At 73.1% G+C, this 18548-nt stretch carries 14 protein-coding genes and 1 pseudogene; 11 read left to right on the forward strand and 4 right to left on the reverse strand.

Going from position 1 to position 18548, the window contains the following annotated elements:
- The first annotated feature begins 239 nt into the window (after positions 1 to 239).
- The 4 genes from HCC61_RS17860 to HCC61_RS17875 all read left to right on the forward strand — a co-directional run bounded on the left by HCC61_RS17860 (position 240) and on the right by HCC61_RS17875 (position 5944).
- Positions 240 to 1529: an NYN domain-containing protein gene (locus tag HCC61_RS17860; protein ID WP_240969101.1), complete on the forward strand. Its 1290-nt coding sequence runs from the start codon at positions 240 to 242 to the stop codon at positions 1527 to 1529.
- Positions 1530 to 2127: 598 nt separating this feature from the next.
- The gene (locus tag HCC61_RS17865) at positions 2128 to 3159 is read left to right on the forward strand and encodes a C40 family peptidase (protein WP_169136493.1); all 1032 of its coding nucleotides are present in this window, start codon (positions 2128 to 2130) and stop codon (positions 3157 to 3159) included.
- A gap of 463 nt (positions 3160 to 3622) precedes the next feature.
- Positions 3623 to 4621, forward strand: a complete 999-nt coding sequence (locus HCC61_RS17870) for an NlpC/P60 family protein (RefSeq protein WP_169136494.1) — start codon at positions 3623 to 3625, stop codon at positions 4619 to 4621.
- Between the two features lie 33 nt (positions 4622 to 4654).
- Complete coding sequence (locus HCC61_RS17875) at positions 4655 to 5944, forward strand: hypothetical protein (protein ID WP_346777260.1); 1290 nt, start codon at positions 4655 to 4657, stop codon at positions 5942 to 5944.
- Here the strand turns inward: HCC61_RS17875 and HCC61_RS17880 are convergent.
- Positions 5901 to 7529 carry a glycosyltransferase family 87 protein gene (locus HCC61_RS17880; RefSeq protein ID WP_169136495.1) on the reverse strand — a complete coding sequence of 543 codons (1629 nt, stop codon included), beginning with the start codon at positions 7527 to 7529 and terminating at the stop codon, positions 5901 to 5903. The two genes, HCC61_RS17875 and HCC61_RS17880, sit on opposite strands and share 44 nt — an antisense overlap.
- 204 nt (positions 7530 to 7733) lie before the next feature.
- Between HCC61_RS17880 and HCC61_RS17885 the strand changes: the two genes are divergently transcribed.
- Complete coding sequence (locus HCC61_RS17885) at positions 7734 to 8876, forward strand: glycosyltransferase family 4 protein (RefSeq protein ID WP_169136496.1); 1143 nt, start codon at positions 7734 to 7736, stop codon at positions 8874 to 8876.
- A 34-nt stretch (positions 8877 to 8910) separates the two neighbouring features.
- On the opposite strand, the gene HCC61_RS17890 is transcribed toward HCC61_RS17885, so the two are convergent.
- Positions 8911 to 10734: an AMP-dependent synthetase/ligase gene (locus tag HCC61_RS17890; protein WP_169136497.1), complete on the reverse strand. Its 1824-nt coding sequence runs from the start codon at positions 10732 to 10734 to the stop codon at positions 8911 to 8913.
- Positions 10735 to 11033: 299 nt separating this feature from the next.
- Between HCC61_RS17890 and HCC61_RS17895 the strand changes: the two genes are divergently transcribed.
- The 6 genes and pseudogenes from HCC61_RS17895 (at position 11034) to HCC61_RS17920 (ending at position 16805) form a co-directional block, all read left to right on the forward strand.
- Positions 11034 to 11795 (forward strand): metallophosphoesterase, encoded by a 762-nt coding sequence (locus tag HCC61_RS17895; protein WP_169136498.1) that lies wholly within the window; start codon positions 11034 to 11036, stop codon positions 11793 to 11795.
- A 146-nt stretch (positions 11796 to 11941) separates the two neighbouring features.
- Positions 11942 to 12418: an SRPBCC family protein gene (locus HCC61_RS17900; RefSeq protein ID WP_169136499.1), complete on the forward strand. Its 477-nt coding sequence runs from the start codon at positions 11942 to 11944 to the stop codon at positions 12416 to 12418.
- A gap of 7 nt (positions 12419 to 12425) precedes the next feature.
- A complete protein-coding gene (locus HCC61_RS17905; protein WP_346777261.1) occupies positions 12426 to 13946 on the forward strand; it encodes an ArsA-related P-loop ATPase in 1521 nt (506 codons plus the stop codon).
- A 211-nt stretch (positions 13947 to 14157) separates the two neighbouring features.
- Positions 14158 to 14766: pseudogene (locus HCC61_RS17910) on the forward strand (DUF5304 family protein); the annotation flags it as partial.
- A 202-nt stretch (positions 14767 to 14968) separates the two neighbouring features.
- Complete coding sequence (locus HCC61_RS17915; protein WP_169136501.1) at positions 14969 to 15910, forward strand: ROK family glucokinase; 942 nt, start codon at positions 14969 to 14971, stop codon at positions 15908 to 15910.
- Positions 15911 to 16022: 112 nt separating this feature from the next.
- Entirely contained in the window at positions 16023 to 16805 is a 783-nt protein-coding gene (locus HCC61_RS17920; RefSeq protein ID WP_169136502.1) for an endonuclease/exonuclease/phosphatase family protein, read from the forward strand.
- A gap of 144 nt (positions 16806 to 16949) precedes the next feature.
- Here the strand turns inward: HCC61_RS17920 and HCC61_RS17925 are convergent, their stop codons facing one another.
- Together HCC61_RS17925 and HCC61_RS17930 are read right to left on the reverse strand one after the other, a co-directional pair.
- On the reverse strand, positions 16950 to 17699 hold the full coding sequence (locus HCC61_RS17925) for a hypothetical protein (RefSeq protein ID WP_346777262.1): 750 nt from the start codon (positions 17697 to 17699) through the stop codon (positions 16950 to 16952).
- Positions 17689 to 18477 (reverse strand): alpha/beta fold hydrolase, encoded by a 789-nt coding sequence (locus HCC61_RS17930; protein ID WP_169136503.1) that lies wholly within the window; start codon positions 18475 to 18477, stop codon positions 17689 to 17691. The genes HCC61_RS17925 and HCC61_RS17930 overlap by 11 nt, the downstream gene beginning before the upstream one ends.
- Between the last annotated feature and the right edge of the window lie 71 nt (positions 18478 to 18548).

The raw sequence follows: 18548 nt of genomic DNA on the forward strand, positions 1-18548 counted from the left end.
AGGAGCCGCGGCGACAGTCGCAGCCCGGTCCGGAGCCGCGGCCCGCGCCGGAGCCGCTGTCCGGGTCTGAGCCGCTGTCCGGGCCCGAGCCGGTGCGCGAACCGGAAGATGAGCCCGGCACGGGCACGGGCCCTGCCTCCGCCGAGGGCGAGGGCGAGGACGAGGACGAGGGTGGGGGAGGCGGGTCCGGCCTCACGGGTCCACCGCGTTCCGAGGACGGCGAGCCGTTCGACAGGCCGCTGCCGGAGAAGGTGCGCCGCCGGGTGGTGACCCTCACCGGAGACGCCCTCGGAGGACTGACCGTCGCCGAACTCCCCGCCCCGCTGCGGCAGTACGCCCGCTTCACACCGCAGCGCCGCATCAAGTTCGGCGCCAACGCCATGGCCGCGGCCCTGGAGAGCGAGCCCGCCTTCCGCGAGCGGATCGCCGAGCAGCTGCGCGAGCGGTTCCCGGAACTCACCGAGGCGCTGTCCTCGGGCACGCCGCCGCCCGCCGCCGACCCTGTCGACGTGGCCGCGGTCGCCTACGTACTGCGTCCCGTGGACTGGGCGAAGCTCGTCGCGGCGGCCGGCGAGGAGGCCCACCGGGCGCAGGCCGAGCAGGCGGGCGCCGAGGCACAGCGCGAACTGGCCCGGCTGCGGCGCGAACTGGCCGACGCGCGCACCGCCGCCCGTACGGAGAGCGAACGCAGCCGCGGCGAACTGGAGTCGGCGCGCAGGGAGCTGGAGACCACCCGGCGGAAGCTGCGCAGCGCCCAGAGCGATGTGAAGCGCGGCGCGGCCGAGGCCCGCAGACTCCGCAGCGAGCTGGAGGAGCTCCGTTCCTCGGCGGCGGCGGAGAAGTCGGCCGCCGAGAGCGAGAGCAGGCGGCTGCGCACGCGGCTCTCCGAGACGGAGTCCGCGCTGGAGTCCGGGCGCCGCGCCGCGCGTGAGGGGCGCAGCGTGGAGGACATGCGGGTGCGGCTGCTGCTGGACAGCGTGCTGGACGCCGCGCAGGGCCTGCGCCGGGAGTTGGCGCTGCCGCCGACGACGAGCCGCCCCGCCGACACCGTCGAGGCCGTCGAGCCGGGCCGCATGACGCCGCGCGACATCGCCGCCCGCGCCCTGTCGGAGACCGATCCGGAACTGCTCGACCAGCTGCTCGCGCTGCCGCAGTCGCATCTGGTCGTCGACGGCTACAACGTCACCAAGACCGGCTATCCGACGATGCCGCTGGACAAGCAGCGGCTGCGGCTGCTGGGTGGACTGGCCGGTCTGGCGGCGCAGTCCGGCGCCGAGGTCACCTGTGTCTTCGACGGCGCGGAGCTCGCGGCGCCCGTGCTGCTGGCGCCGCCGCGCGGTGTGCGGGTGCTGTTCAGCAAGCCGGGGCAGACCGCGGACGAACTGATCCGGCAGCTCGTACGGGCGGAACCGGCCGGGCGTGCGGTCGTGGTCGTCTCCTCCGACCGCGAGGTGGCGGACGGTTGTGCGGCGGCCGGGGCGCGCCCCGTCTCATCCGCTCTGCTGCTGCGCCGACTTGGCCGTACCTGATGCCCCCGGCTCCTTCCGCTTTTACGCATAACCGGGCGGTCCGGTCGTAACGGACGGTTAACGGGCGGCCCGTGGGGCCGAGTTGGGGCGTATTCGCGACGTCTCGCCGACGTGAGGCTGGTTACACCCGGCGCCCGGAGGGCAGGTTTCCTCTTCGGCCTCACCGCGGTGTTCGTACGCGCCGTACGGACGGCTGAGCAACGGCGCCTCGGCCGCCGCCAGTTGACATGACCCGGTGCTGAGCTGCACCGATGACATCGGAGGCCGTGCTGTACACATGGCGTCCCGGCCTCGTCCGCGCCGTACGGTGCTCCTTCTCAAATCGCCCGCAGCGGCGCCGTGTTCGCACACTGAGTGACACCGTCATCGCTCCCAGTGCGAGATGAGTAAAGAATCGAGTCGTGTGACAGGTTTTTTCGGAGAGTGATTTGATCCGACGATTACCCGTGGCTAATGTCTGGCCTCGAACCTCCGCAAAGTTGGCCGTCCATCCGGGGCGGCGGCGGAGGACCGCCTCGTTCCACGGAGCCGGCCCCAAGGCGAAGTGGAGCCGGAGTGTCAGTCCGGTAGGCGGCTGAGGAAGAAGGAGCTCGCCCCAGTGGCGTCCCACCGTCGACCCAAGCAGCCCAGCCGTACTCGCCGCGTGACCGTGCTGACGGCCACGGCGGCCGCAGCCGTCGCGCTCACCGCCCAGGGAGCCCAGGCGGAGCCCAAGGCCTCCAAGAAAGAGGTCAAGGAGAAGGTCGACAAGCTCTACGAGGACGCCGAGGGCGCCACGGAGAAGTACAACGGCGCCAAGGACAAGCAGAAGAAGCTGGAGAAGGAGGTCGGGAACCTCCAGGACAGCGTCGCGCGCGGGCAGGACGACCTCAACGACATGCGCAACGGCCTGGGTTCGATGGCCACCGCGCAGTACCGCACCGGCGGTGTGGACCCGTCCGTGCAGCTCTTCCTCTCCTCCGACCCGGACAGCTACCTCGACAAGGCCTCCACGCTCGACCAGATGAGCAGCAAGCAGGCCGAGGCGCTGAAGAAGATCCAGACGAAGCAGCGCAATCTGGCGCAGCAGCGCCAGGAGGCCGCGGACAAGCTCAAGGACCTGGACGACACTCGCAAGGAACTCGGCGAGAAGAAGCAGGACATCCAGAAGAAGCTCTCCAAGGCCCGCTCACTCCTCAACTCCCTCACGGCGGACGACCGTGCGAAGCTCGCCGCCCAGCAGGCCAGGGCGGACCGCGCCTCCGCGTCCCGTGTGGACCTCGGCAGCGACGCCTCCGCCTCGCAGCGCGCGGCCGCCGCGCTCTCCGCGGCCAAGAGCAAGATAGGTTCGCCGTACGTGTGGGGCGCCACCGGTCCCAGCTCCTTCGACTGCTCCGGCCTCACCTCCTGGGCGTACCAGCAGGCGGGCGTCTCGCTTCCCCGCACCTCGCAGGCGCAGGCGGGCGCCGGCACCCATGTGGGCCGCGGTCAGCTCGCCCCCGGCGACCTGGTCATCTTCTACGGCGACCAGCACCACATCGGCTTCTACGCGGGCAACGGGCAGGTCCTGCACGCCCCGAAGCCGGGCGCGGGCGTGCGCTACGAGTCGATCAACAACATGCCGTTCCAGTTCGGCGTGCGCATCGGCTGAGCCGGGCCGCCCCGACCGGACCTCCGGCGTACGGACCTCCTACGTACGGACTTCCGCCGTACCGGACTTCCTCACGCGTGTGCCCTGGAGTCGCAACGGCTCCAGGGCACACGCGTGTCCCGTGTACGCCGTGAACATCCCGCACGTCCCGTGCCTCTCGTGCATCCCCTGTCAGCCGGGGCGACTCCGGCAACACGGGCGTCATCTCGCCCATCGGGCAAGGTCGTTCGTAAGGGTGAAAGCCAACTTGTCCGAATGACCCCCGACCCCGTCGTTGACCTGCGTCGATCGACGGCGTCCGCGCATGTGTCCGGGCTATCGCGTCGCGTGCGGTACGTGGAACCTTCCAGCGGTGCGGCTAGATTCGCCGCGCCGTAACGGAAGGAGCGCGTCCGCAGTGGTCCCCTACCGCAGTCACCGAAAACCCGCCCAGCGCGGGCGAAGTTGGTCCAGCCGCCTCGCAGTGCTGACGGCGGCGGCAGGTGCCGCAGCCGCCCTGTCCCCGGCCGTGCCCGCTGGGGCCAGGCCCGCCGACCCGGGCGCCGCCGGTGACCGTGCCGCGGGCTCGGTGGGCACCCGTATCGACAAGCTCTACGAGCAGGCCGAGGCGGCCACGGAGAGGTACAACGCCGCGAAGGAGCGCGCCGCGAGGCTCCAGCGCCAGGTCGAGTACGCACAGGAGAACGCCGCGAGGAAGCAGGAGCGGGTCAACCGCCTGCGCAACGCCCTCGCTTCGGTCGCCGGAGCGCAGTACCGCTCGGGCGGCATCGACCCGTCCATCGCGCTGATGCTCACCGAGGACCCCGACGGCTATCTCGACAAGGCCAGCACCCTCGACCGCATCGGCAGCCGCCAGGAGGAGAAGCTGCGGCAGTTGCGCGGCGCCGAGCGCGCCCTGCGGCAGCAGCGCGCCGAGGCCGGCGCGAAGCTCCGGCTGCTGGAGCACGAGCGCGCCGAGCGTAAGCGACAGAAGCAGGCCGTGCTGAAGAAGCTCGACGCCGCGCGCGAGCTGACCGGTGAACTCTCGCCCGCCGAACGGGCCCGCCGCGAGCGCGCGTCCCGCGCCGGCGGGCGCAGCGTCGCGGCCCTGCCGGGCGGCACGGAGGAAGCCTCCTCGCAGCGAGCGGCGGCAGCCGTCGCCGCGGCACGCTCAGCCGTCGGCAGGCCGTATGTGTGGGGCGCCACCGGTCCCGGCTCCTTCGACTGCTCCGGCCTGACGCAGTGGGCCTACGGGCGGGCGGGCGTCGCCATTCCGCGTACGTCGCAGGAGCAGCGCTCGGCGGGCCGGCAGGTGCCGATGAGCCAGGCCCGCCCCGGTGACCTGGTGGTGTACCGCGACGACGCCAGCCACGTCGGCATGTACGTCGGCGGCGGCCAGGTGGTGCACGCACCGCACCCCGGCGCGCCCGTGCGCTACGACCGGGCGGACATGATGCCGGTCTCCTCCGTGACCCGCCCCTGAGGCTTCCGCCGGGCACGCCCGTACGATCGTCGCGTGGTGGGACCTGGGAAGTTCTGTGATGCGACGAGCGGCGCGGGCCGCCGCGTGCTGGGCGCGGCGATGGCGGGCGCGGTGCTGACGGCGGCCTGCGGCTGCGGAGCGGACGCGGGAGAGGAACGCGAGGGCCGCGAACGTGCCGCCGTGCAGCGCGTGCTGGACCGGCAGGCGTCGGCGGTGCGCAGCGGCAAGGAGAGCGGATACCTGGCGGCGGTCGATCCCCGCGAGAAGGGCTACCGCACCGCGCAGCGCCAGGTGTTCGCCAATCTGCGCCGCCTGCCGCTCACCGAGTGGTCGTACACCGTGGGGGACGTGCGGCACAGCGGTGGCAAGGAGCGGGGCGAGGGCTCGTCGAGTCCGGCGGACGGTGACGTCGTGGCCGATGTGCGGCTGCGCTACAAGCTGCGCGGCGACGACCACGCACCCGTCTCCGCCAACGAGCGCCTGGCCTTCGCCGAGCGCGGCGGCAAGTGGTACGTCAGCGCCGAACTGCCCGGCAGCGACCGTCAGTTGTGGGAAGAGGGCAAGATCGGCGTGGTGCGCGGCAAGCACAGCCTGGTGCTGGGCGCGGACCGCGGCGAAGGGGCCCTGCGCGGGCTCGCCCGCGACGCGGACCGTGCCGTCACGGACGTGGAGCGCGCGTGGCCGCGCAGCTGGCCCCGCAGGGTGGTGGTCGAGTCGCCCTCCTCGCTGCGGGACATGGCACGGCTGCTGAACGCGTCCGCTTCGACATACGAGGGCATCGCGGCCGTCACCACCGGCGAGGCCGGGGAGCACACGGACGCTCCCGCCGACCGCATCGTGGTCAACCCCGAGGCGTACGGCGAGCTGAGCGGTCAGGGGCAGCAGGTCGTCCTCACCCACGAGACGGTGCACGTCGCGAGCCGGACCCATACGAGCGCCGCCACGCCGCTTTGGCTGTCCGAAGGGTTCGCGGACTGGGTGGCCTACGGCAGCACGGACCGCAAGCCCAAGGAGGTCGCCGCGGAGCTGGTGCGGGCGGCCGGGGAGGACGACCTGCCCCGTGAACTGCCCACGGACCACGACTTCCGCTTCGGCAGTGACGCGGAGGCGCTGGGGCGCGCGTACGAGAGCGGCTGGCTCGCGTGCAGGCTCATCGAGGACGAGTGGGGCAAGGACCGGCTGCTCGGGCTCTATCTGCGGATCGGTGCTTCGCAGAAGCGGCAGGACGCGGCCGTCGAGGACGCCATGCAGGCCGAACTGGGCCTCGGGCGGAAGGAGTTCACCGAGCGGTGGCGCTCGTACGTACGGAAGCAGCTGACGTGACGCCGTCCGCCCCTGCCTCCGGCTCCGCTTCCGCTTCCTCCGCCGTCACGGGCGCGTCCGTCTCCGGCTCCGTACGCGCCGTACGCGTGCCGTAGGCGCCCGTCCGCCGCCCCGAGGGCCGCGTCGAGCGCCACAGCCGCACGCAGGCGAGAAGCGACGCCGCCACGAGGAGGCCGTTGCGTACGGACATCAGCAGCACGCCGAGCCAGTCGCTGGCGACGACGTCGGCGAAGCCCGGCGGGAATTCCATCAGCGTCACACCCGTGGCCGCCAGCACAAGCCCCGCGGGCAGGGCCTGACAGCTTGCCCGCAGCGTGAGGCAGACGGCCGCGAGGCCGACCAGCCAGATCATGTACTGCGGGCTGATGACGCGGCTGGTGGTGGTGAACAGCAGCACCGCGGTGAGCGCGGCGTCCGCGGGCGTCGAGGCCGTCCACCGCACGGCGCGCAGCCGCCACAGCAGCAGCCAGAGGAAGGCGAGGACCGTGAGCAGCAGCGCGGCGTCGCTGACGAGGTTCACATACGGGCCGACGAACTCCATCGAGCCGTAGTTGAGCAGCACCTGCCCCTCCCAGCCGAAGTGTCTCGCCACGTGGAAGACCAGGGCGCCCAGCGACTCCACCTCGGTGCCCCTGGACTGCTGGAATCCGAGAAAGGTCAGCGCGCCCGGCATCGTCGCCGCGAAGAGGCACATCACGGCCGCGCCGGTGATCAGCGCCGCCGTCCACGCCGTACGCGTCTCACGGCCGTGCCGCACGCCGAGCAGCAGCAGGCCGGGCCAGATCTTCAGCGTCGCGCCGAACGCGGCGAGCGCACCGGCCAGTCTCGGACGGCGGGCACAGGCGAGCAGCGCCGCGACGGCGACGCCGGTGACCATCAGGTCGTAGCGCGCGTAAGCGGTGGGCCCCAGCAGTGTCACACCGGCGATCCAGCACCACGCGCCCCCGGGGCGTCTCCCCGGGCGTCCCGACGCACGCAGCAGCAGGCCGAGTACGGCGGCGTCGGCGGCGCAGGCGAGCACGTAGAAGGCGGTGGCGTAGTCGAGGAAGGGGAGCAGGGCGGGGGAGAGGATCGCCAGGGCCGCGGCGGGCGGGTACTGCCAGGTGACGTCGTTCGCGGGGAAGACCCCGGACTTCAGCAGGCCGTACCAGCTCTGGTAGATGGCGCTGACGTCGCTGGTGTAGTCGGGGCCGGGCACGACGAAGACCTTGAAGACGCACAGCAGCAGGGCGGTGCGGGTGAGCGCCCAGATCGCGAGGGGGGCGGCGACGGCGGTACGGGGGCGGGGGCCGGTGCGTGGGCCGCCGCGCCGGTGACTGCCGCGGGGGGCGCCGCGGTCGCGGCCCGGCCGCCGGGACCCGTCCGGTTCGTACGGCACACCCGGTTCGTACGGTCTGTCAGGACCGGACGGTTCGACGGGCTCGGCCGCCACGTCCGGCTGCTCGCCCGCGGGGTCCGTCGCGTCCGAACCGCCCTTCCCGTCCGCTGAGTTGGTCTCGTCGGCCTCATCAGGCGCGTCGTGTGCCCCGTGGCCGGTCCCGGACGCTGCTTCCCGCGGTGCCGGCGCCGCCGTGCTGTCCGTCATGCCCACCTGTCCGTCGCCTGCTCGCCTGCTCGCTTGCTCGCTTGCTCGCCTGCCGTGTCCGACGCTTGCCCGGCACGGCGTCAGTTCATTACTTCCCCCCACCCGTGCGGCCGCCCGCGCCATGGTGCACGGCGGCCCCGTACGCGCATGTGGCGACTCCGCGCCCGGACCTCGGCGGTCACCCGGACGGTACTGTCGGCGGCGATGCACAAGACCTTGATCGTCACCAATGACTTCCCGCCGCGGCCCGGCGGCATCCAGGCGTTCCTGCACAGCCTGGCGCTGCGGCTGGATCCCTCCCGGCTCGTCGTCTACGCCTCGTCGTACGGGCGGAGCGGCGAGCGCGCCGGGGAGACCGCCCGGTTCGACGCGGAGCAGCCCTTCACGGTCGTACGGGACCGCAGCACGATGCTGCTGCCGACGCCGCGGGTGACACGGCGCGCGGTGCGGCTGCTGGGCGAACACCGCTGCGAGACGGTGTGGTTCGGGGCGGCGGCACCGCTGGGTCTGATGGCGCCCGCACTGCGCGCGGCGGGCGCGCGGCGCATCGTGGCGACGACGCACGGGCACGAGGCGGCCTGGGCCCGACTGCCCGGCGCACGGCGGCTGTTGCGCCGTATCGGCGAGGGCACCGACACGCTGACCTATCTCGGCGAGTACACGCGGTCGAGGATCGCGGGCGCCCTCACCCCGGAGGCGGCCGGCCGCATGGTCCAACTGCCGCCCGGCGTCGACGAGAAGACCTTCCACCCGGGGTCCGGCGGGGACTCGGTGCGCGAGCGGCTCGGCCTGAGCGGCAGGCCCGTGGTGGTGTGCGTCTCGCGGCTCGTGCCGCGCAAGGGCCAGGACACCCTGATCCGGGCGATGCCGCGGATCCTCGCCGAAGTGCCGGACGCCGTACTGCTGCTGGTCGGCGGCGGGCCGTACCGCGGCGGTCTGGAGAAGCTGGCGGAGACGACGGGTGTGGCGGATTCCGTGCGCTTCACCGGCGCCGTCCCCTGGGAGGAGCTGCCCGCGCACTTCGGCGCCGGCGACGTCTTCGCGATGCCGTGCCGCACCCGCCGCGGCGGACTGGACGTGGAGGGGCTCGGCATCGTCTATCTGGAGGCGTCCGCGACCGGACTGCCCGTCGTGGCAGGCGACTCCGGCGGCGCACCGGACGCCGTACTGGACGGGGAGACGGGCTGGGTCGTGCGCGGCGGCGCCGACGGCGAGGCCGCCGACCGCGTCGTCACGCTGCTGAAGGACCCGGCACTGCGGGCCCGCATGGGCGAGAAGGGCAGGGAGTGGGTCCTCGGCCGCTGGCGCTGGGACCTGCTCGCCGAGCGGATGAGACAGCTGCTCTGAGGGGCACGGCACGGCGACGTCCGAGGCGTGCCCCTCAGGCGTACAGCGACTCGATCTCGTCCGCGAAGTCCTTGGCCACCACGCCCCGTTTGAGCTTCAGCGACGGCGTGATGTGCCCCGACTCCTCCGTGAACTGGGTGCTCAGCACACGGAACTTGCGTACGGACTCGGCCCGCGAGACCAGCGCGTTGCCCCCGTCCACGGCCCGCTGGAGCTCCGCCAGCAGCTCCTCGTCGTGCAGCAGCTCCTCGTGGGTGAGCGCCGCCTTGCCGCGCTCCTGCGCCCACCGCGCCAGGAACTCCTCGTCGACGGTGAGGAGCGCGCCCGCGAAGGGCCGCCCGTCGCCGACGACCATGCACTCGGCGACCAGCGCGTGCCCGCGGATGCCGTCCTCGATGACGGACGGGGCGATGTTCTTGCCGCCCGCCGTCACCAGGATCTCCTTCTTCCGCCCGGTGATGGCGAGATAGCCGTCGGTGTCGAGGGTGCCCACGTCGCCGGTGTGGAACCAGCCGTCGGAGAGGGCCTCCTGGGTGGCCTGCTCGTTGTTCCAGTACCCCGTGAAGAGGTGCTCGCCGTGCAGCAGAACCTCCCCGTCGTCCGCGATGCGCACGACGGAGCCGGGCAGCGGCTGGCCCACCGTGCCGATCTTCTGCCGGTCGTAGGGGTTGAAGGCGGTCGCGGCACAGGACTCCGTGAGCCCGTAACCCTCAAGCACGGTGAAGCCGATGCCCCGGTAGAAGTGCCCGAGGCGCTCGCCCAGGGGCGCGCCGCCGGAGATCGCGTGGGTGGCGAGGCCGCCGAGCACCGCGCGCAGCCTGCTGTAGACGAGCACGTCGAACAGCTTGTGGCGCAGCTTGAGTTGGAGCGAGGGGCCCGAAGGGTCCTCCAGGGCGCGGCTGTAGGCCGTGGCCGTCTCGGCGGCCTTGTCGAAGATCTTCACCTTGCCGCCCGCCTGGGCCTGCGCCCGCGCGGAGTTGAAGACCTTCTCGAAGACGCGGGGCACGCCGAGGACCATCGTCGGCCGGAACGCGGCGAGTTCGTCCGTCAGCGACTTCACGTCCGCGACGTGTCCGAGCTTGATGGGCGCCATCACCGCGGCCACCTGCACGAGCCGGCCGAAGACATGGGCGATGGGCAGGAAGAGCAGCACCGAGGACTCGCCGGTGCGGAACATCGGGCGCAGCCGCTCGACGACGTTGCCGCACTCGGCGAAGAAGCTGCGGTGGGTGAGCACACAGCCCTTGGGGCGGCCGGTGGTGCCCGAGGTGTAGACGATGGTGGCGGGGGAGTCGGCGTTCGCGCTGGAGGAGCGGACCTCGACCGTCGCGTCGTCGATGCCGGCGCCGTCCGCGGTGAGTTGCTCGACCGCGCCCTTTCCGGGGCCCTTGCCCGCGGTGGTCCGCCGCGGCTCGATCTGCCAGACGTGGGCGAGGGCGGGCAGCCGGTCGCGCACGGACTCGACCGCGCGGCTGTGCTCGCCGGTCTCGACGAGGCAGGCGACCGAGCCCGAGTCGCCCAGGATCCAGGCGATCTGCTCCGGCGAACTCGTCTCGTACACCGGCACGGTGACGGCTCCGGCGCTCCAGATCGCGAAGTCGAGGAGCGTCCACTCGTAGCGCGTGCGGGACATCAGCGCCACGCGGTCGCCCGGCTGGACACCGGCGGCGATCAACCCCTTTGCGGCGGCCTGCACTTCGGCCAGGAAGTCGGCGGCGTTCACATCGGTCCATTCGCCGCCCTGCTTGCGTGCGACGACGGCCACATCGGGATGCTGTGCCGCGTTGCGGCGGATGAGATCCGTCAGATTGCCGTCGGTCGGCACCTCGTAAAGGGCCGGAAGGCTGAACTCACGCAAGGCTGCTGCTCCTCGTCGGGCCGGAGGACGGCGGCCGTTGTGGGGGCGGCCTCCGATGGCTCGGATCCGGGCCGCGGGTAGACCCGGATGAAGATGACGGCCCGGACGTTACCCATCGGTAGGGTCAGCGGGATAGGGGGTAACGCTGAGATGTCTGATGCGTCACACGACTCGGGTGCGTCTCCGAAATCCTAGTCCACGCACGCGCGGAGAGGGAAGTAACCGCAGGTGAGAAGGGGCCGGGGAGGGGGTGCGGGCGGGGGTGCCGCGAGAGCGGTGCTCCGCTCTAGGGTGTGCCCATGCGAGTCCACGTGGTCAGCGATGTGCACGGAAACAGCCGCGACCTCGCGAAGGCGGGCGACGGCGCCGACGCGCTCGTCTGCCTGGGAGATCTCATCCTCTTCCTCGACTACGCCGATCACTCGCGGGGCATCTTCCCCGAGCTGTTCGGCGTCGAAAGCGCGGACCGCATAGTGGAGTTGCGCACAGCGCGGCGCTTCGCCGAGGCGCGCGAGTTCTCCGCGAGGCTCTGGGAGGGCATGGACCGGGCGGCGGCCACGGAGGCGGCGGTGCGAGGGCAGTACGCCGAGCTGTTCGCCGCGTTCCCGTCGCCCACGTACGCGACGTACGGCAACGTCGACATGCCGCCGCTGTGGCCGGAGTACGCCGGCGAGGGCACCACCGTCCTCGACGGCGAGACGGCGGACATCGGCGGGCTGCGGTTCGGCTTCGTCGGCGGAGGGCTGCGCACGCCCATGCGCACCCCGTACGAGATCGACGACGAGACGTACGCCGCGAAGGTCGAGGCGCTGGGCGAGGTGGATGTGCTGTGCTCCCATATCCCGCCCGACGTACCGGAGTTGTGCTACGACACCGTCGCGCGGCGCTTCGAGCGCGGCAGTGAGGCGCTGCTGCGCGCGCTGCGTTCGGTCCGGCCGCGCTTCCACCTCTTCGGGCACGTGCACCAGCCGCTGGTGCGGCGGATGCGGATCGGGCCGACGGAGTGCGTGAACGTGGGGCACTTCGCCGCGACCGGGACGCCCTGGGTGCTGGAGTGGTGAGCCCTCGCGCCGCGGGCGCCGGGCCACGGTGCACGGGTCGCGCGGGCCGCGGGCGGCAGGAGGCCGGTGGGTCCCCGGGGGCATACGCGCGGTAGCCTGCCAGCGGGAATCGGGGACCGCGCGCAGCATATGGAGGAGCCACGGCGATGGCGGAACACACCAGCTCGAACATCACCATCGATGCGGCGCCCGAAGCCGTGATGGGAGTGATCGCCGATTTCGCCCGCTACCCGGAGTGGACGGGCGAGGTGAAGGAGGCCGAGGTGCTCTGCGAGGACTCCCAGGGCAGGGCCGAGCAGGTCAGGCTGCTGCTGGACGCGGGGGCCATCAAGGACGAACACACCCTGGCCTACGAGTGGATCGGCGAGCACGAGGTCCGCTGGTCCCTGGTGAAGTCCCAGATGCTGCGCGAACTGGACGGCGTCTACCGGCTGTCGCCGGTGGCCGGAGGCGAACGCACCGAGGTCACCTATCAGTTGACCGTCGACGTCAAGATCCCGATGCTCGGGATGATCAAGCGCAAGGCCGAGAAGGTCATCATCGACCGTGCGCTGTCCGGCCTGAAGAAGCGCGTCGAGTCGGGCGGCGGCGCCGGCACGGGCGCGGACCCCGCCAAAGGCTGACGCGCGGGTGCACGCGGCGGAGGGCGGGGCGGACGACCGCGGCCACCACGACCACCGGGGCGGCGGGAGCGGCCGGGACGGCCGGAGCGGTTCGCACGAGGACGGTTCGCTCGGGGACGCTTCCCACCAGGACGGTTCGCGCGGACCGTCGTCGCGCGCACAGGACGCGGGGACGGCACCGGGTGCGCCCGGAGCTGAGGCGCGCGCACAGGACCACGGCCGCGGCACGGACGCCGGCACCTCCTCGCGCGGCCCGCGGATGCTGCTGGTCACCGGCGCCGGCGGGGCGGGACGTACGACCGTCGCCGCGGCGAGCGCCGTGTCCGCCGCCCGCGACGGCAGCCGCACGCTGCTGCTGAGCGGCGAGGAGCCCGCGGTCCTGGAGGCCGTGCTGGGTACGCCCGAGGGCGCCCTGCGCGAGGGCGGAGCGGCGGCGGTACCGGGCACTGACGGGCGCCTGTACGCGGCCCGTACCGCTACGGACGAGCGCTTCCGCGCCGCCGCGGTCTCCTTGCAGGAGCGCGGCCGCAAGGTGCTCGAACTCCTCGGCTCGGACCCGCTGGACGGGGACGAGCTGACCGAACTGCCCGGCTCGGCGGACTTCGCGTTGCTCGGCGCGGTGCGCGCCGCGCACGCGGCGGGGGATTGGGACGCCGTCGTCGTCGATCTGCCGCACACGCCCGAGGCGCTGCGGACCCTGGCTCTCCCCGCGCAGCTGCGCCGCTATCTGCGCAGGCTCCTGCCCGCCGAGCGACAGGCCGCGCGTGCGCTGCGGCCCGCGCTGGCACAGCTGGTGGGCATACCGATGCCGACCGACGCGCTCTACTCGGGCGCCGCCCGCTGGGACGCCGGACTCGCCGACGTACAGGGCCTGTTGGAGTCGCCGGCCGTCTCCGTGCGGCTCGTCGCCGAGCCCGGCCCGCTCGCCGCGGAGGCGCTGCGCGTGGGCCGGGCCGGACTGGGCCTGTACGGGCTGCCGTTGGCGGCGGTCGTCGCCAACAGGGTGCTCCCGTCCGGGAGTCGGGACACCTGGACGGCCTCGCTGTCCGGGCGGCAGCAGACGGTGCTGAAGGCGTGGCGCGAGGAGTACGGGGCCGAGGGCGTGCCGGTCTGCGAACTCCCGCATCTGGGACGGGAACCGCGAGGAGCGGACGATCTGCTGCGCCTCGCCGGGAGCTTCTCCGGGGACGCCGCCGCAGGCACCGCACAGGACGTCGGCGAGGACGCCGCGGAGGGTGCCGGCGAGGGCGTCCCCCAGGGCATCGTCGAGGGCGTCGTCGAGGACCGGATCGCCGCCGACGGCCTGCTGGTGTGGCGGCTGGCGCTCCCCGCGGTCCGCAAGGAGGAGCTGGAACTCGTGCGCCGCGGGGACGAGTTGATCCTCGGCTTCGGTCCGTACCGGCGGGTGCTCCCGCTGCCCTCGGCGCTGCGCAGATGCCGGGTCGTGGGCGCCTCCCTGGACCGCGGGGAACTGCGGGTCCGCTGCGCTCCGGATCCGGCGCTGTGGCCGGAGGGCACGGGCCGCTGAGCGGGCCCCGTACGAGGGCTGCGAGTACACGGGGGTCGAGGCTGCGAGTACACCGGGTACGAGGGCCGCGCAGGGCCGCGTGTGCCCCGGCACCGGCCGGTCCCATGGGCTCTCTCCGCCGCTCTCCGTGCTGCGCCTGTTCGGGTAACGTCGGAACACGGGCCGACGGACACGAGTCGGCCGTCCTCCCTTCCGCCGTAGGAGCGCCGCCATGAGCGAGCCCCCCGAGCCCCCCGAGTCCGCTGAGTCCGTTGGGTCCACCGGCTCCGCCCGGTCCGCAGAGCCGGCCGGGCCTGTCGAGTACGAGGCACAGACCCCGCCCGACGCCGACGCCTGGGCCACCGCCTGCGAGGAGGACCTGAACGCGGAGAAGGCCCGCCGCCGCGCGGAGCAGGGACAGCAGTACGGCAGCGCGGCGGAGGAGCTGCGGCGTCTCGCGGACGCGGTCTCCGAGAAGGTGGCGGAGCTGGGCAGGCCCTTCGGCGGCACGCTGGCCTCGGCCGCGGCCCAGAGCGTCGCACAGCAGCTGATCACGCAGGCGAAGGCGGCGGTGGAGCCCGTCGTCGAGCGCAACCCGCAGATCTTCGACCATCTCGCCGCAGCCGGCGGCGAACTGCTCGCCGCCTACCGTGCCGCCGTGCAGGACGCGGAGGGACGCTGGACGGCCGGCCCCCAGGACACCCGGAGCACACCCGGCACCGGGAGCACACCCGGCACCTCCGCCCCGGACGAGCGGCGGGGGAGCGTCACGTACGGGCCGTCCGCCGGAATAGAGCGCATCGACCTGGACAAGGATCCTGGAGAGCCCGCCGGTTCCGGGGACACCGACGGCGGGAGCGGCGGCACCGGCGGCACCCGCAGCACCGGCGACAGGGGCGAGAAGGGCGACGGCGGCCGGAGCGACGGGGGCGAGGAGCGCGGGCGCTGACGGTACGGGCCGGGCCAAAGCTCAGGACCGGGCGGCACGGCCCCTCCGGTACGGTGTTCCGCGGCGGGGTAGGACCGGAAATACCGAGGGACACATGGGACTCACTATCGGCGTCGACATCGGCGGCACCAAGATCGCAGCCGGAGTCGTCGATGAGCACGGCACGATCCTGGAAACCAGCACCGTGCCCACCCCGCCCACGGCGGAGGGCGTGATCGACGCCATCGCCGACGCGGTACGGGATGCCAGCTCCGAGCACGAGGTGGACGCCGTGGGCATCGGCGCTCCCGGCTACGTCGACGACAAGCGGGCCACCGTACTCTTCACGCCGAACCTGACCTGGCGCCACGAGGCCCTGAAGGACAAGGTCGAGCAGCGCATCGGACTCCCGGTCGTGATCGAGAACGACGCCAACGCGGCCGCCTGGGGCGAGTACAAGTTCGGCGTGGGCACCGGACATGAGGACGTCGTCTGCATCACCATCGGCACCGGTCTCGGCGGCGGCGTGATCATCGGGGGCAGGCTGCACCGTGGCCGCTTCGGCGTCGCAGCCGAGTTCGGGCACATCCGGATGGTTCCCGACGGGCTGCTGTGCGGCTGCGGCAACCAGGGCTGCTGGGAGCAGTACGCGTCGGGCAGCGCGCTCGTGCGGTACGCACAGCAGCGCGCCACGGCCACGCCGGAGAACGCCACGGTCCTCCTGGAGCTCGGCGACGGCACCCCCGAGGGCATCGAGGGCAAGCACATCAGCGAGGCGGCCCGCCGCGGCTGTCCCGTCGCCGTGGACTCCTTCCGGGAGCTGGCGCGCTGGGCGGGCGCGGGCCTCGCGGACCTCGCGTCGCTCTTCGACCCGGGGGCGTTCATCGTCGGCGGCGGAGTCTCCGACGAGGGCGACCTCGTGCTCGACCCCATCCGTAAGTCCTACCGGCGCTGGCTCGTGGGCAGTCGCTGGCGTCCGCACGCCGAGGTGCTCGCGGCCCAACTGGGCGGCCGGGCAGGCATGGTGGGCGTCGCCGACCTCGCGCGGCAGGGCTGACCGCACGCGACGGGCCCGCCGTCCACGGGCCGGCGCTCCACCTGAGGTGCGGCCCCGGCCACGGGGGCGGATGAAGCGGAACGACCGACGAATGTGAGTGTGAACCGCGCCGATGACGCTCGCGGATCTGCCCGCAGGACGTACGGAGCCCGACGGTTCGGCCGTCGTCCGCCTGCTCAGCTACAACATCCGCTCCATGCGGGACGACCGGAGGGCGCTCGCCCGGGTCATCCGGGCGTGCGCCCCCGACGTGGTGTGCGTACAGGAGGCGCCGCGGTTCTTCCGCTGGCGCAAGCACGCCGCGTGGCTCGCGCGCGAGTGCGGCCTGGTCTATGTGACGGGAGGCGCGCCCGCCACGGGCCCGATGATCCTGGCCTCGCTGCGGGCCACGGTCGTACGCGCCGAGGACGTGCTGCTGCCGCACACGCCCGGCCTGCACCGGCGGGGCTTCGCCACGGCGGTACTGCGGTTCGGGACGTCGGCGCGGCTGGGGGTGCTCAGCTGCCATCTGAGCCTCCAGACCGATGAGCGGCAGGCACAGGGCCGCATGCTGCTCGACCGGCTCGCGGCCCTGGACGCACGGCACACGGTGGCGGCCGGCGACCTCAACGAACGCCCCCGTGGCCGTACTTTCCGCCGTCTCGCGGGCGCGCTCCAGGACGGGTGGGCGGTGGCGCCGTGGGGCGGCGAGCACACGTCGACGCCCGTCCGTCCGCATCAGCGCATCGACGCGGTGCTGGCATCGGAGGGCGTCGAGGTGCTCGGCTGCGGCGTCCCGGACGGGCTGGACGGAGTCTCGGCGGACGACCTGCGGGCCGCCACCGATCACCTGCCCGTGCTGGCGGCGCTGCGGGTGCCCGCCGAGGCGGCGGAGCCCGCCGAGCCGCCGGAATAGGCCGGGGCGCCGGAATGGACCGGGGCGCCGGAATGGGCCGGGCCGCCTGAGACGGCTGGGCCGCCGGAGCCGGACGGGCCGCCTGAGACCCGGGTCTGACGAGGCCTCACGCGCGCGCTCCTCCCGCACTCCGGGATGACGCGCTCACACCACGGCGCCACGGCCCGGGTCGTCCCAGTCGTCCTCGTCCCGCCCGTCGCGCATGCGGGCAACGAGGGTGGCGAAGCCGCCCAGGAAGCCGCCGACGCCCAGCGTCGCGATCCACCAGGTCAGCTCCTGCTGGAAGACCACCATGAAGATGAGCAGCAGCGGCCCGCCCAGCACCGCGAGCCACGCGAACTTCGCCGTGGTGTCGGGCTGCGGCAGCGGCGGCGGCTCCGGCGGTACGAAGTGGCCCTCGTCGTCCTCTTCGCCCGCGCCGTCCGGCTCGTCGTCCGCGGACGGCAGGCTCCAGTCGCGGGGACCGGAGCCCGCAGAGTAGACCGTGAAGCTGCGTACGGACGTACCGCCCTCGTCGCCCTCGCCGTCCCCGTCGGGGCGGGAGCCGGGAGCGGGGCGGGCCGCGGTGCCGGTGCGCGCGTCGCCCCCGGGCTCGGCGGGCGCCATGTCCTCGGCCTTCGGATGGTCTCCGTACGCGGCGACGATCTGCTCCCAGGCGGCCTCCTCGTCCAGGGGCAGCGGCGCTTCGCCGCTCCCGTCGGGGTCCTCACCGCCGGCAGCGGTCCCTTCACCGCCCGGTCTTTCCGCACCGGCCGCACTTCCCGCGCCGCCCGCACTTCCCGCACCGGCCGTGTCGCCGGTGCCTCCCGTTCCGGTCCCGGTCCCGTCGCCGCGGGTCTCGTCCCGGTCGTCCTCGCCGTGGTCGTGGTCCTCCGCGCCGGGGTTACGCACCATCGCCAGCCGTCTCCGTCTCCGTCTGCGTCCTCTTCGCGCCGAGCCGGGTGATGAATCCGTAGGAGTCCGCGAAGATGCGCTCCGCGTCGTGGTCGAGAGTGGCGACGTGGTAGCTGTCCTCCAGGACGGTCTCGGTCACGTCGCCCGACGAGACCTTGCCGAGCACCAGCGCCGAGTCGGACGGCGGCACCACGTGGTCGTTCCTGCTGTGCATCACGAGCAGCGGCTGCGTCACCTGCGGCAGTTCGCCGCGCACGCGGCGGAACAGGTCACGGAGCGAGTACGCGGCCTGGGTCGGCACCCGCTCGTAACCCACCTCCTGCGCATGGGGTTTGGCGATGTCGCTCGCGATGCCCTTCGCCGAGCGGAGCAGGAAGCGGCCCAGTGGCAGCGCGTACCCCTGGAACCGCGGGAACGTCACCGCGGGATTGACCACGGCGACGCCGCTCACCGCGTCCCCGTGGTACGCGGCCAGCCGCAGCGCGAGCGCGCCGCCCATGGACAGGCCGCAGACGAAGACCTGTTCGCACTGGCGGCTCAGCGAGCGCAGCTCGCGGTCCACCGTCGCGTACCAGTCCTGCCACCCCGTGACGGCCAGGTCCTCCCAGCGCGTGCCGTGCCCCGGCAGAAGCGGAAGGGAGACCGTGAGCCCCTTCGCGGCCAGGTGGTCGGCCCATGGGCGCACGGACTGAGGGGAGCCGGTGAACCCGTGGCACACCAGGACGCCCGTCTCGGATCCGTCATGACGCATGGGCTCGGCCCCGGGAAGGATGGACACTTCGGCCTCCAGCCGGTCGGTATCGAGTCGGTGTCGACGTCGGTGGGCGCTGTGCTGGCTGTGCAAGTCCT

This window comes from Streptomyces sp. HNM0575, from assembly GCF_012726265.1.
Classification (GTDB): domain Bacteria; phylum Actinomycetota; class Actinomycetes; order Streptomycetales; family Streptomycetaceae; genus Streptomyces.